This is a genomic window from Thermostichus sp. MS-CIW-34 (assembly GCF_054060435.1).
The window spans coordinates 75,887-88,623 of sequence record NZ_JBSSDE010000001.1; the positions used below are offsets into that span (position 1 = coordinate 75,887).

The following is a 12,737-nucleotide window of genomic DNA, read 5'->3' on the forward strand; positions in this document are numbered from 1 at the left end:
CACCAGCCAGGTGTGGGCAGCTTGCACCGCCCCTCCCTCAGTGATAAACCCAAAATCGCCAACTGTCGATAGGCTTGGCCGTGCTTCTGGGCTGGATCCCAAGGTTTTGCCGGCCTTCCTGTAGCAATTCTTCAAGGTCTTGGGATCCCTGGCAGCACTGGGTTGGCTCGGCGGGGCTCACAAACCGGCAAAGCGATCGGTGGCTTCCAGGAGGGCGGTGCGGATTCCGGGCTCGGTGATGGAATGGCCAGCATCGGGGATCATCCGAAACTCTGCTTCTGGCCAAGCCTGATGCAGCTCCCAAGCAGAGATGGGCGGGCAGACCACGTCGTAGCGCCCCTGGACGATCACCGCCGGCAGATGCCGCAGCCGTCCCACCCCCCTGAGGAGCTGATCCTCCGGATCCAAAAAACCGCCGTGGACAAAGTAATGGCACTCAATGCGGGCAAAGGCCTCGGCAAACTCTCCCCGACCAAAGCGCTCGATGAGCTCTGGGCTGGGGATCAACTTGCTGGTGCTGGCCTCCCAGACGGACCAGGCGCGAGCTGCCCTCAGCCGTACCTGGGGATCTGGGTCGTTGAGGCGGCGGTGGTAGGCTGCCAGCAGGTCATCCCGCTCTTCGGGAGGGATCGGCTCCAGGTAATGTTCCCAAGCATCGGGGAAAAAGTAGCCGGCTCCCGACTGGTAAAACCAGCGGAGCTCAAAAGGGCGCAAGAGAAAAATGCCCCGCAAGATAAACCCCAGGCAGGCTTGGGGGTGGGTTTGCCCATAGGCCAGGGCAAGGGCACTGCCCCAGCTGCCCCCGAACACAAACCAGCGATCAATGCCCAGATGCTGGCGCAACTTCTCGATATCCGCCACCAGATCCCAGGTGGTGTTCTCCCGCAGCTCGGCATAGGGGCGACTTTTCCCGCAGCCCCGCTGATCGAACAGCACCACCCGCCAGCGGCTGGGATCGAAATACTGCCGGTAGATGGGATCGATCCCGCCTCCAGGCCCCCCGTGCAAAAACACCACCGGCTTGCCTGCCGGGTTGCCGCACTGCTCGTAGTACAGGGTGTGGAGGGAGGAAACCGCCAGAAAGCCTTGATCGTAGGGCTCGATGGGGGGATAGAGATCGCGCGACATAACTTGAAGCTCTGCTGGTCATCACTCTCAGGGTCTGCGCAGGGCAATGGTGGCCTTGGGCGGGATCCCTTCCTGAAAGGTCTCGCCATCCGCGGCCAGGATGACAAATTGCAGCTCCTGACCCGGCTGGGCGCCCAAATTGCTCCAGGGGATGGCCACCTCCAAACAGGCATCCACCACCGCCTTCACTTGATGGCCGATGGCGTGCCAGGTGTGGTACTCCCCTGCCTGCAAGAGCTGGGCTTGCACCTCTGCCGGATGCTGGCCGGTGCCGGGAGGCGGCAGCGACAACCGCAGCAGGTGGCGGTAGTGGTAGTTGAGAGGAGCTTCTGCCGGCAACCCCTGCAGGGGAATGGGGCTGTTGACGGTGACACGGTTGGGGTAGAACCACAGCACCAGCAATTGCCTGGGCCGCTGCACCACCGAGTTAAAATCCAGCCGCAGGTAGAGGTTGAAGTGATCGAACCCGTACCAGAGGCGACGAACAATGCTGTTGCGGTGCATGGTGCCTCGGGCCGCTCCAATCTCCACCCGCCCCGCTTGGCTCCACTCCCGTTCTGCCGGACGACCGTTGATGGCCGGGTGGATAAACCCCTGCGGCAGGCGATCCCCTAGGCCGTCATGATCCTCCAGGGGAAATCGCAGCACGGTCGGCACTGCCTCTCCCAAAGCGGTGTAGAGCGCCTGCAGGTGCTCCCGAAACAACTGATCGAAAACGGCATCATGGGCGGAGGAGTGGCCTGCCCCAAACCACCAGAACCAATCGGATCCCTCGGCGGCCCAGAGGGCCTCCCAGGCTTGGGGATTGGCGCGGGGATGATCCTGAATCACCTGACGGGCTTGGGCCAGAAGCTCCCAAGCGCGGTTTTTGACGGGATCCCCAATCCAGGTGGTGAAGTCCGCCTCGATCCAGGAGCCACTGTGCAGCTGCTCTGCCGGCAAAAACTCAGTGGGAGGAAACTGATCCAGAAACTCGGAGACCGTCACCAAGCGCAGCGCCGGGTGCTGGCTGAGGCGGGTATAGAGGTTTTCCAAGAAGGGCCGGCCATCTTGGGGGTAGTACTCCCAGCAGTTTTCCCCATCCAGAGCGATGGTCACCAGCCAGGGCTGCTCCTGGGGCAGGCGGTTGCGGATGCTCTCCAGATGGCCAATGAGATCTTTGGCGGCAGCATCGGCGGGCATGGCGCTGTAGCTGAAGCCAATCAAATCCGAAAGGCGGTGATCCCGAAAGACAATCGCCAAATCCCCCCGCTCGGTTTCCAGGCGGTAGGGGCGGTAGAGCTTCTCCGGCTCCAGAATGTGGCCCTGCCCATCGCGATGAAAAGGCTGGCCCAGGCTCCACCCCAAAACCCCTTCGTCGGAGATGATCCAATCAAAGCCCTGTTCTTGCACAATCGGCACAATGGCAGGGCTCACCGATTGCTCCGAAGGCCACAGGCCCCGCGGCTCGCGGCCAAAGCGCTCCCGATAGATCTGCTTAGCCCGCTCCAGTTGGGTGTGGACATCCTGCTCCCAGTGAAAGGGGTAGCGAGGTAAGGGCAACCCTGGGCGGGCCACCCGTGCCGAGCGCTCGCTCACCAACAGGGGCAAGATGGGGTGGGTATAGGGGCTGGTGGTCAGCTCCAGTTGGCCGCTGCTCTGCAGTTTGGCGTGCTGGGGCAGGATAGCGCCGAGGATCTGTTGTTGCTTGGCGTAGATCCGCTGCCGATCCGCCAGGGTAAAACCGGATCCCATTTTGATCCAGCCCTCAATCTCAGGATCCTCCTGAAAGAGGGGATCAAACCAAGACAGGTTGTGCCAGGCCAGCAGATCCCCGAAGTCCTGCGGAGTCCAGTACTGCAGACACCAGTTCACCCCCTGAGATTCCCGTTGGTTGTAGAGCTGCCGGTAACGGGGGTAGGGCTCGATCATGGTGGGGTAGTGGCTGTCGAAAAAACGCTCGACCACAAAGCGCAGTTGATCGGGGCTGAGCTTTTCGACAGGGGATAAGGTCAGTTCCAGGTAAGGATCAAAAGCCGAGCCGGCTACGTACTCTTCGATTTGCACAATCAGGGAGGGCACCAAGTTGACCGTTTGGTGCAGGCGGGGATAGCGCTCCAGCAGCAACACCAAGTCCAGGTAATCTTTGATCCCGTGTAGGCGCACCCAAGGCATGCGATATTTACCCGCCACCGGACTTTTGTAGAGGGGTTGGTGTTGGTGCCAAACCAGGGCGACGTGCAGCGGGTAAGTCATGGGCGGTACGGGATCCAACCATCACCCGGATACTAGCCCATCTGTCTGGCTCGCGATCGTAAGAAACTCTTGAATGTCTGAGCGCTGCCGGTGTCGATGGCGGTGGGGAAAAGCTTGCCATTCGCAAGATTCCTCAGGAGAATGGCGGCAAAAGGAAGAGCTGAGCCATGACTGCCGCTACCCACCTTCTGGAACAGTCGATCGTTGTCTTTTCCCAAAACTATTTGCCCATCAGCCGGGTCAATATCAAGCGGGCAATCGTGCTGCTGCTAACAGGCAAAGCCGAACCGCTCTCGATGATGAATGTGCCGGTGTGGAAGGTGCGCTCCCCCAGCCAGGTCATTGAAGTGCCCGAACATATTCGCCTGACCATCAAGGGCAAAGAGCGCGCTTGGCGCGTGCCCCCTGTGAATCGGCGGGAGGTTTTGCGGCGGGATCACCACACCTGCCAGTATTGTGGCAGCACCCACAATCTGACCTTGGATCATGTCGTGCCCCTCTCCAAAGGGGGATCCCACAGTTGGGACAATGTGGTGACGGCTTGCGAACGCTGCAATCAACGCAAGGGCAACCGCACCCCTGAAGAAGCCAACATGCCCCTGCGCAGCAAACCCCGTGCCCCTCTCCACCCGACGGTGGCTTTTGCGGAGCAGTTCTGGCGCGAACACCAAAGTCGGCAAGAGTGACATCCTCCCGGCGCTCATCCTATGGACAGAGCGCGGGCCACCCTTCCCGTCAGCAGGACGGAGTCCTTACCTCGCGGTCGGGCATTCCTGCCCCACGCCACTTGTCTGGGTCTACAACCCCCGACAGAACAACTGGACAGGCGGTTCCCCTTCCCCAGCCTCCCCCCTAGGCACTGCCAGCTCGCAAAACAACCTCTAATCCACCCAGCACAGTTCCCAAGGCTGAGGCTGAGTCCCGATGCACCCGGTACCGGCATTCAGGGCACTGAGGCCCCCCGACAGCCCAGCTGTTGCTAACCATCCCCCAGCACTTGCAACCGATTTGGCCGCTTCCTTTGGGGTCAACCTTGGCAAAGTCCACCCCACCCTTCCAGCAAACCCACTCCAGAAGGCAGAGAATCTATCCCCAGGCAGCCTCGACGCAATCCTTGGGCAACATCCCCCTTGCCCAGCCCTTGGCCTTGAGGTCTTCCACAAAGATCTTCCACAAAGAAAAGATAGAGAGGGTCTGCCCTCGGTCTCAACGCCAATGGGCCCTCTGGAAATGAAACTCTTGGCAACCATTGGCAATGCCCTGCTGCATCCTGGCAACCTGCAGTGGTGCTCTCTTCCAGTGGCAAGACCCCTGCTGTTTTCTCGCCCCCCTGGGTTGCAGCCTTCTCAGCTGGCCTTGCAGGGCTTTGAAGCCCTTGGGCCGTTCCCAAAAGCGCCCTCTGAAGTTGTCAGGAATTGCTCCAAAACCAGGTCAATCCCCGTCGTCCGCCCGTGAGCTGGTTTGTTGGGAGGCATCTGGATAAGCCCAGTACTTGTAGGTTACCGCCAGCATAAGTAGACTTTACTACAGATTTCGCTCAGGGGTATGGCGGGGATCCATGTATCCCAGTGCTCACCCTGCGGCTAGAGCATGGGACCTATTGCCCCCGCACCCCCGTTAGTTAAAATTGTTGGTACTAGAACTGTAAGGCACAGCTTCTTCTAGCTTTGTCCAGGTTTGCGACTGAGCTACAGGTGCTCTGTTGTGGGCAAAGGGAACTTGCGCCTCGGCTGCAGCAAGCAAGATGGGGGTTGGCTTCCTGCAAGGACTCCGTCCCGCTGACGCGATCAGCAGGTTTTGGGAAAGGTTGAAGGTTGTAAGTTGGCTCAGAAGAGGACTGGGTGTTTTGGGGCAGATGAAAAGTAGCTTAGTGCAGCTCGATTATCGAGTTTATAAGTTGGCGCGGCTGTTGAGCGAATATTTGGAGTTGGGGAAATGGGTTGCCCTGTCTGCTGGCTCGCTGGGTGAAGAGCCTTCTGGCAACGAACATCAAGCCTGGCTGCACAAATTTTCAGTTTACTTGTCAGAGCAGGCTCCTTGCCCTGGCCTCAAGGATCGGGATCCCGTAGGCTAGGTAGGCCCTCCCCTGCTGCACTCAACATCCTGCTGCACTCAACATGTGGATCCCTTCTTGGTGGCCGAAGCTCAGTTTTCAGGTTTGGCTGATCTTTATCGGTCGGCTGCTTTCCCAAACTGGAACCGGCTTTACCTTGTTTTATGCCAGTCTCTTTTTTGTGAATCAGGTGGGGCTGACCGCCACCCAAGTGGGCCTGGGGCTAGGCATTATGGCTTTTGCCGGGGTGTTTGGCCGCATCCTGGGCGGCTCGATGGCCGATGGAGCTTGGGGGCGCCGTTCCACTTTGATCCTCTCTCTGGCTATTTCCACCTTGGGGTCGTTTGGGTTTGCGCTCTCCTATGACTTCTGGAGTTTTGCCCTGGCCAATATGGCTGCAGGCTTGGGGCAGGGGTTGTACTGGCCGCCTGCGGAAGCGATTGTAGCAGATCTAACCACTCGTGAGCAGCGCAACGAAGCCTACGCTCTCAACCGTCTAGGGGATAACCTGGGCCTCAGCCTTGGGGTGGCTATGGCCAGCACGCTGGTGGCTCTGACGGGGGCCTATCGGCTCTTGTTTGTAATCGACGGTGTCACTTTTCTAATCTTTCTGGCAGTACTTTGGTTTTTTATCCGGGAAACTCGGGCGACTTGTCCGGCAGCAGAGCCTGTGTTGGCAGGTTGGAAAACCGCCCTTAGAGATCGCTCCCTTTTGGTGTTTGGCCTGTCGAATATCCTGTTCACCACCTATGTGGCCCAGCTCAGCAGCAGCATGCCCCTTTACTTCCGCAATGGGGTAGGGATCCCAGAGGTGCAAATCGGCATTTTGTTTGCCTTGCATGGGGCCTTAATCGCTCTGCTGCAGATGCCGGTGGCCCGTTGGTTGAATCGCCGGACGCGCATCCAAGGGTTGCAGGGATCCGCCCTGATGTGGGGGGTGGGATTTCTTTTGGTTTGGCTTAGCGGTCTGGCGGCGGAATTGGGGGCTCCGGCCCCGGCGGTGGCAGTCTTGGCGCTGGCGGTGCTCTCTTTGGCGTTGGTGAGCTACAACCCCTCTGCCTCTGCTTTGGTGGCGGATTTGGCGCCGGATCACTTGCGGGGGGTGTATCTGTCGGTCAACTCCCTCTGCTGGGCGGCGGGGTTTGCTCTTGGCCCAATGATTGGGGGGATGGCCTTGGACTTGCCGCAACCGTGGGCAAGCGGGTTGTGGATCTTTTGGGTGATCACCGTCAGTTGGGTTTGGGGGATCCTCCGCTTTCTGAACCGCATTCTGCCCTGCAAGGTGAATAGGGCCGCAGTGCCTCCGGTGATGGAGCCCGCTCCCCTCGGTGACGCAGAACGCTAGAGCCCAGGAAAGAAGCAGATTTTGGGATCCCAGTCTTGGCCAACAGCTGGTTAGAGTATGGATGTCGAACAGGAAGGCTAGTTCTGCTCTTGTACCCTGCAATTTGGTCTCAACGGTGGAGGATCTGAATCATGAGCTTGATTGGCAACATCATCTGGCTAATCTTCGGGGGTTTGCTGACAGGTTTGGGCTACATCTTAGGAGGACTGAGCCTTTGCCTGACAATCATCGGCATTCCCTTTGGCTGGCAGAGCATCAAACTGGGGTTTGCAGTGCTTGCCCCCTTCGGAAAGGAAGTGGTGGAGTATCCCGATGCCAACAGCCCGCTGCTGCTGATCTTTAACGTCATCTGGCTATTGCTGTTTGGCTGGCCGTTGGTGCTTAACCATCTCTTCTGGGCTGTGATTCTGGCAATCACCATTGTTGGGATCCCCTTTGCCAAACAACACATGAAGTTAATTATTTTGTCGTTGTTGCCCTTTGGCCGAGATCTGCGCTGAGAAAGTGGGTGAACCTAGATTGTGGGTTTATTGAGGGGTACGGCCAAACTGGTTATTAGGCATTTCTCACTTGGGATGCAGGAGAGTTTTCTGTCGGGTTGTCAGGATTTGGGGTTGCCAATTGCCAAGGCTGCTCTCGGAGTTGCTCTATTGAACCATCGTCAAACTATTGGTAATGACTTGCCTCGTGTAATTTCCCCAAGTTTGAGCAGCTATGCTGCTGCTTCCTCGTGTTGGGCTGGAGTCATCATTGCCCAGCCAAATGCCGGTCACCAGGGGAGGGTTGGGCGTGTAGCCGATAAAGAGCAGATCCTTGTTGGCGGTGGTGGTGCCGGTTTTACCGGCTTCTCCAATGCCGAGCCGGGCAGTAGTACCGGTGCCGGAGCTGATCACCCCTTGCAGTACGGTTGTCATCTGTTGGGCGGCGGTTTCTGGTAAGACAAGTCGCTGAGAACGGGGATCCTCCCGACCAGGGTAAATCTCACGGCAGGTGCGAAAGTCGTTGGGGTTGGCGCAATCGCTGCTATCCAAGATGCGGCGGATGGTGTGGGGCCTTGACCAAAGGCCACGATTGGCAAAAGGAGTGAAGGCTGCTGTCAACTCCAGCAAGTTCACCTCCATGGTGCCAATCACCATAGAAGGATAGGGTTGCAACGGCGATTGGATGCCCATTTGCCGGGCCGTCGCCACCACTTGCTCTAGACCTACTTGTTGGGCCAACCGCAGGGCAATCACGTTTTCGGAGAGGATCAGGCCGCGGGCCAAATCCATAGGGGCCGATCCCGAGCGACAGCCGCGAAAGGTGAGGTTGCCCCAGGTGAGGGGCTCGCAAGACAACACTTGGGAGAGAGGGATCCCCTGGGTGAGGGCAGCCGCATAGGTGAACACTTTGAAGGTGGAGCCCGGCTGCCTTTGAGCTTGGGTAGCCCGGTTGAAGGGGCTGGCGTCGTAGTCGATCCCGCCCACCAAAGCCAGCACTTCGCCGTTGCGGCTGTCGAGACTGACCAAAGCGCCTTGGCTGAAGCCCAAGCGGGATCCCGACTCGCGCACAGTTTGGGCCAGGACTTGCTCTGCCAAACGCTGGTAGGGCAGATGCACCGTGGTTTCGATGATGAAGTTGCCCTCTGCCGAGAGGTCTTGGCCCAAGAGCTGCCGCAGCTCCTGGAAGACGGCACTGTAAAAGTAGGGAGCAACTGTCGAGGTTTGGGAGCGCAAATTGGGGTTGAGGGTGAGGCGACTGCGCCGGGCCCGCCGAATCTCCTCTTCGGGGAAGACTTTCAGCTCGCTCAGGCGATCCAACACCCGATCCCGGCCCCGAACGGCGGCATCATAGTTGGCGACAGGGTTAAAGGCGTTGGGCGCGGGCAAAATGGCCGCCAGAGTCGCAGCTTCGGAAAGGCTGAGCTGGCGGCTTGGGATCCCGAAATAGAACTGGGCAGCAGTCTCAAAGCCGTAGATGCCGTTGCCCAGGTAAACATTGTTGAGGTAGAGAGCGAGGATTTCGTCTTTGCTGTAGCGCTGTTCCAGCTTCAGGGCAGCGACGGCCTCCCGCAGCTTGCGCCCGAAGGTGTTGCCGGAGCCGGTGTAGTCCCGCAGCACGGTGCGGGCCAGTTGTTGGCTGATGGAGCTGCCCCCCTGCTGCACCTCCCCTGAGCGCAGGTTCACCCAGAAGGCGCGGGCAATGCCCAGCAGATCCACCCCAAAGTGGGAGTAAAAGCGGTGATCTTCGGCGGCGACCACCACCTTGGGCAAAATCGGCCCAAAAGCTTCCAGGTCGGGCAGCTCCCGGTAGGTGTCCCCCTGATGGCGGCGCAGCTCCGTCTGCTGATCCCCGGCCAGGACGATCAGGGGGTTGCGATCTGCGGAGAGGGGTGGCTCCACTGAGAACTTGCTCCACTCATGGCCGATCCAAATCCTCGCCCCCAGCCCCAAGACTACCATCAGGATGAGGCAGCCGCGCACCCCATACACCTGTGGTGGGGGTGGATCCAGCACTTGAATCCAGACGCTCTCCGGATCCCGAGGCGGGCCAAGGCTCAGTTGCTGGCCGTGGCGCAAGATCACCCGGCGCACCCGCTCGGCGCCACCGAAGGGTTTGAGGCGGAAAACGCCGTTGGTCGAGTCTTGATCTTCTAGCTGGTAGCGACCGGCATTCCACCCCAGCCAGTAGAGAATAGAGGGCAACGGGATCCGCCAACCCAGACCGGGCAGGCGCCAATCCGGGCGGGGACGGATGTGGGCGTGGAGATGGCTCACCGCGGGGGCAGGGATGCGAATGGTGGCCACCGTCTGGCTGCGACCGAGAATGTCGGATCCCTTCAGGGCAACCACTCGAGGGGGCTCTCCCGGGCAGGTAATCCACAGGCGCACCGGGCGCTTGGGGGGAGGAGGTTCGGGGGGTTTGAGGAGAGCCGTAGGCCCGATAGGGAAGGGCCTGGCCAGGGTTTTGAAGAAGCGAGCGACGGTGCCCAACAGCGGCTTTTTGTCTTCAGAAGCAGACATGGCTCAGTCCCCCCGCAATTCGCGCGCACGGCGCAGCAGCTCCTGCATGGTCTGGCCGGGAAGAGGGCCGCCTGCTGCTGAATTGAGGTTACGGGCCTTGGGAGGCCGGGCAACAGGGGCAGCCGGGGGTAGGGTGGGAGAGGAGACAGGAGAAGGGGGTGGAGCACCGCTGGGCAGCGCGGGATCCCAGAGGGCCATGTAAAGATGGCCTTGGGCGTTGCGTTCGATCCTGCCGGCCCAGGGGCCAACGCGGAATTGCACTCGCCCGGAACGTCCCTCGCGCACAGCCTGCAGTTCTCGCTGCAGTTGAGCAGGCAAGGGGGCTTGCAGCATATCCTCCAAGAGTCCTTCCACTTGCGGGGTGGGTACGCCAGCGGTGACGGTAGCTTCGGTTTGCCGCAGGGCCAGACTGGATGCGTCGTAGAGCAGGCCCAGGTTCACCCCGCCAAAGCGGTACAGGTCGTACACGGTATTGGGCCAAGCGCCCTGCCCCTGCTGGTTGGGGGATCCCAGGCTGGCTCGTACCGTCTCGCGGGAAGTCTCCAAGGGAAAGGCGCGAAACACCGGCTCGCTCCGGGTGTAGGGTTCCAGCTCCGGTGCCGGGTCCCGCCGTTTGCTCTGCTCTGAAGCCAAAACAAGGAACTCAGGGATCCCCTCCAGCGGCGGCTCCTCGCTCGAACCACTCTCCTCAGACAGGGGATGGGCATTCTCTGGGGCAATGGGATCTTCCACTGCCGGACGAGATCCTGGCCCGGAAACACGGGGGGCCGAGGGGCGCTGCAGCAACTGTCCCCATTGCCAACTCACCAAAACCCAGCCCAGCAGCCCGCCCATCAGAAAGGGAATCAGGCGCACCCAAAGCAGGGATCCCCCGTTCTCGACCTCCGTGGCCGCCGTCAGGGGCCTGAGCCGCAGAGTACCGGCTGTAACCAAGGACGGCGCAGCGGCAGGGAGACCTCCAGAAAGTGGGCCAGAGGCAGCCTCTTCCGACGAGGCGACTGGGACCTGAGGGGCAATAGATCCCTGTGCTCTGGCTTGAATGTGCTCCAGCTCCGCCAACACATTGGCCACCGATTGCGGGCGGGCGGCAGGATCTTTGGCCAGGCAACCGAGGATCAAGTCAGACAAACCGGCGGGCAGCGGAAACTTCAGTCCCCAGTCTTCTAGAGGGATGGGCCGGTGCTTGTGGTGGGCCTGGTACCAGCCCGGGAAAGATTCGGTGGTGGGCTTGAGGGGCATCTCCCCGGACACCATCTGGTACAGCATGATCCCGAAGCTGTAGATATCGGAACGGGCGTCCAGCGGCAACCCTTCCAGCTGTTCCGGGGAAGAATAGGCCAGCGTTCCCAGGTAGGCATGGGTAAAGCTCAAAGATTCATGGCTGTTGAGCAGCTTGGCAATGCCGAAATCCACCAGCTTCGCCAGTTCCCCAAAACTGTCATCGGCCACCACGATCACATTGGCCGGCTTCAAATCGCGGTGGATCACCTGCACCCGTTGCCCTTCCATGAGGATCCCCTCGTGGGCCGCCTTTAACCCCAGGCCAATTTGGCGGGCCAGCCGGAAGAAGCGCTCCAAAGGCAAAGCCCCTGCGGCCAGAATATCCTTGAGGGTTTGGCCGTTCAGGTATTCCATCACATAGAAAGGCACCTCATCGGGGGTAAGGCCATAGTCATTGACTTTGACAATGTGCAGGCTTTTTTGGCCCAAAGCCGCGCAGGCTTTCGCTTCCCGTTCAAAGCGCAGGCGGGTGCGCCGATCCATTGCCGGCTGGGAAAGCAGCTTGACAGCCACTTCCACCCCACCAAAGAGCAAATCTTGAGCCAAATAGACTCGCCCCATGCCCCCCTGTCCCAGCAGATGTACGAGTCGATAACGCTGAGCCAAGAGGCGACCCAAAAAGGGATCCGACGCAGTAAACATAGGGAATCGCGGCGGTACGGAGAACAGGTTTGCAAGAGTCTCGAAGGGATCCGGCAGGAGCGGGCTACCTCTACCATAAGCACTGGAGCCGTCATAGGCCATGCTCGCCGCCGTCAATCCAGTTGCCCTTGATGTCTTTGCCAATTGTTTACCACCCCGACTACAGTGCCCCCCTGCCGCCGGGCCATCGCTTTCCCATGCCGAAATTTCGCCTCTTGCAAGAGCTGCTGCTGCGGGAAGGGGTGATCCGCCCCCAGCAAGTGCACCACCCTGAGCTGCCCCCTCTCGCCTGGATTGAGTCGGTACATACCCCTGAGTACGTCAGAGCCTACTGTGAGGGATCCCTGGAGGCCAAGCTGCAGCGGCGCATCGGCCTGCCCTGGAGCCCGGAGCTGGTGCAGCGCACCTGTCGAGCGGTGGGGGGTACCGTCTTGACCGCCCAATTGGCCCTGCGCCACGGCCTGGCCTGCAACACCGCCGGCGGCACCCACCATGCCTTCCCCGCCTACGGCTCCGGCTTTTGTATCTTCAACGACCTGGCCATTGCCGCCCAAGTCCTGCTGCAGCAAGGGCTGGTGCAAAGGCTCTTGATCGTGGATCTGGATGTCCATCAAGGAGATGGCACTGCTTGGATCTTTCGCTCCGAGCCGCGGGTGTTCACCTTTTCCATGCACTGCGAGGCCAACTTCCCCGCCACCAAACAACAGAGCGACCTGGACGTGCCCCTGCCAGTAGGCATGGAAGATGAAGCCTATCTCCAGACTTTGGCCGACCACTTGCCCGATCTGTTGGCTCAGGTGCGCCCTGACCTGGTGCTCTACGATGCCGGTGTGGATCCCCACGAGGAAGATCTCCTGGGCAAGCTGGCCCTTAGCGACCAGGGCCTGTTTCGGCGAGACATGCAGGTGCTGAACACTTGTCTAAAGCAGGGCTATCCTGTCGCCTGCGTCATCGGCGGCGGCTACGGCAAAGACCTCAACCGCCTCGTGTATCGCCACTCCCTGCTGCACCGAGCGGCCAGCGAAGTGTACCGCCAATACCGTCTTTAGCC

Annotated in this window: 10 protein-coding genes; 5 read left to right on the forward strand and 5 right to left on the reverse strand. The window is 60.1% G+C overall.

Annotated elements, in window-relative coordinates; all coding sequences use genetic code 11:
• Window positions 1–177: 177 nt before the first annotated feature.
• The gene (gene pip, locus ACVWYY_RS00340) at window positions 178–1,128 is read right to left on the reverse strand and encodes a prolyl aminopeptidase (RefSeq protein ID WP_414417410.1); all 951 of its coding nucleotides are present in this window, start codon (window positions 1,126–1,128) and stop codon (window positions 178–180) included.
• Between the two features lie 27 nt (window positions 1,129–1,155).
• Window positions 1,156–3,363, reverse strand: a complete 2,208-nt coding sequence (locus tag ACVWYY_RS00345) for a glycoside hydrolase (RefSeq protein WP_457439235.1) — start codon at window positions 3,361–3,363, stop codon at window positions 1,156–1,158.
• Window positions 3,364–3,530: 167 nt separating this feature from the next.
• Between ACVWYY_RS00345 and ACVWYY_RS00350 the strand changes: the two genes are divergently transcribed.
• A complete protein-coding gene (locus tag ACVWYY_RS00350; protein ID WP_414350223.1) occupies window positions 3,531–4,049 on the forward strand; it encodes an HNH endonuclease in 519 nt (172 codons plus the stop codon).
• 166 nt (window positions 4,050–4,215) lie between these two features.
• On the opposite strand, the gene ACVWYY_RS00355 is transcribed toward ACVWYY_RS00350, so the two are convergent.
• A complete protein-coding gene (locus ACVWYY_RS00355) occupies window positions 4,216–4,449 on the reverse strand; it encodes a zinc ribbon domain-containing protein (protein WP_457405781.1) in 234 nt (77 codons plus the stop codon).
• Between the two features lie 769 nt (window positions 4,450–5,218).
• On the opposite strand from ACVWYY_RS00355, the gene ACVWYY_RS00360 reads away from it, so the two are divergent.
• The 3 genes from ACVWYY_RS00360 to ACVWYY_RS00370 all read left to right on the forward strand — a co-directional run bounded on the left by ACVWYY_RS00360 (window position 5,219) and on the right by ACVWYY_RS00370 (window position 7,261).
• The gene (locus ACVWYY_RS00360; protein ID WP_414331694.1) at window positions 5,219–5,437 is read left to right on the forward strand and encodes a hypothetical protein; all 219 of its coding nucleotides are present in this window, start codon (window positions 5,219–5,221) and stop codon (window positions 5,435–5,437) included.
• A gap of 43 nt (window positions 5,438–5,480) precedes the next feature.
• Window positions 5,481–6,761, forward strand: a complete 1,281-nt coding sequence (locus ACVWYY_RS00365; RefSeq protein ID WP_011432585.1) for an MDR family MFS transporter — start codon at window positions 5,481–5,483, stop codon at window positions 6,759–6,761.
• 131 nt (window positions 6,762–6,892) lie between these two features.
• Window positions 6,893–7,261, forward strand: coding sequence for a YccF domain-containing protein (locus ACVWYY_RS00370; protein ID WP_414343163.1), 369 nt, complete (start codon window positions 6,893–6,895; stop codon window positions 7,259–7,261).
• A gap of 147 nt (window positions 7,262–7,408) precedes the next feature.
• Here the strand turns inward: ACVWYY_RS00370 and ACVWYY_RS00375 are convergent, their stop codons facing one another.
• Window positions 7,409–9,763: a transglycosylase domain-containing protein gene (locus tag ACVWYY_RS00375; RefSeq protein ID WP_457439237.1), complete on the reverse strand. Its 2,355-nt coding sequence runs from the start codon at window positions 9,761–9,763 to the stop codon at window positions 7,409–7,411.
• 3 nt (window positions 9,764–9,766) lie between these two features.
• Window positions 9,767–11,686: a serine/threonine-protein kinase gene (locus ACVWYY_RS00380; protein WP_457402167.1), complete on the reverse strand. Its 1,920-nt coding sequence runs from the start codon at window positions 11,684–11,686 to the stop codon at window positions 9,767–9,769.
• A gap of 131 nt (window positions 11,687–11,817) precedes the next feature.
• On the opposite strand from ACVWYY_RS00380, the gene ACVWYY_RS00385 reads away from it, so the two are divergent.
• Complete coding sequence (locus tag ACVWYY_RS00385) at window positions 11,818–12,735, forward strand: histone deacetylase family protein (RefSeq protein ID WP_011432582.1); 918 nt, start codon at window positions 11,818–11,820, stop codon at window positions 12,733–12,735.
• The last annotated feature ends 2 nt before the right edge of the window (window positions 12,736–12,737 follow it).

What these genes read in the sequence shown, in the direction of transcription:
- ACVWYY_RS00385 (WP_011432582.1), top strand. Translation starts at nt 11,818, where the DNA reads ATGTCTTTGCCAATTGTTTACCACCCCGACTACAGTGCCCCCCTGCCG.
- ACVWYY_RS00360 (WP_414331694.1), top strand. Translation starts at nt 5,219, where the DNA reads ATGAAAAGTAGCTTAGTGCAGCTCGATTATCGAGTTTATAAGTTGGCG.
- ACVWYY_RS00380 (WP_457402167.1), bottom strand. Translation starts at nt 11,686, where the DNA reads ATGTTTACTGCGTCGGATCCCTTTTTGGGTCGCCTCTTGGCTCAGCGT.
- ACVWYY_RS00350 (WP_414350223.1), top strand. Translation starts at nt 3,531, where the DNA reads ATGACTGCCGCTACCCACCTTCTGGAACAGTCGATCGTTGTCTTTTCC.
- ACVWYY_RS00345 (WP_457439235.1), bottom strand. Translation starts at nt 3,363, where the DNA reads ATGACTTACCCGCTGCACGTCGCCCTGGTTTGGCACCAACACCAACCC.
- ACVWYY_RS00365 (WP_011432585.1), top strand. Translation starts at nt 5,481, where the DNA reads ATGTGGATCCCTTCTTGGTGGCCGAAGCTCAGTTTTCAGGTTTGGCTG.
- ACVWYY_RS00375 (WP_457439237.1), bottom strand. Translation starts at nt 9,763, where the DNA reads ATGTCTGCTTCTGAAGACAAAAAGCCGCTGTTGGGCACCGTCGCTCGC.
- ACVWYY_RS00370 (WP_414343163.1), top strand. Translation starts at nt 6,893, where the DNA reads ATGAGCTTGATTGGCAACATCATCTGGCTAATCTTCGGGGGTTTGCTG.
- pip (WP_414417410.1), bottom strand. Translation starts at nt 1,128, where the DNA reads ATGTCGCGCGATCTCTATCCCCCCATCGAGCCCTACGATCAAGGCTTT.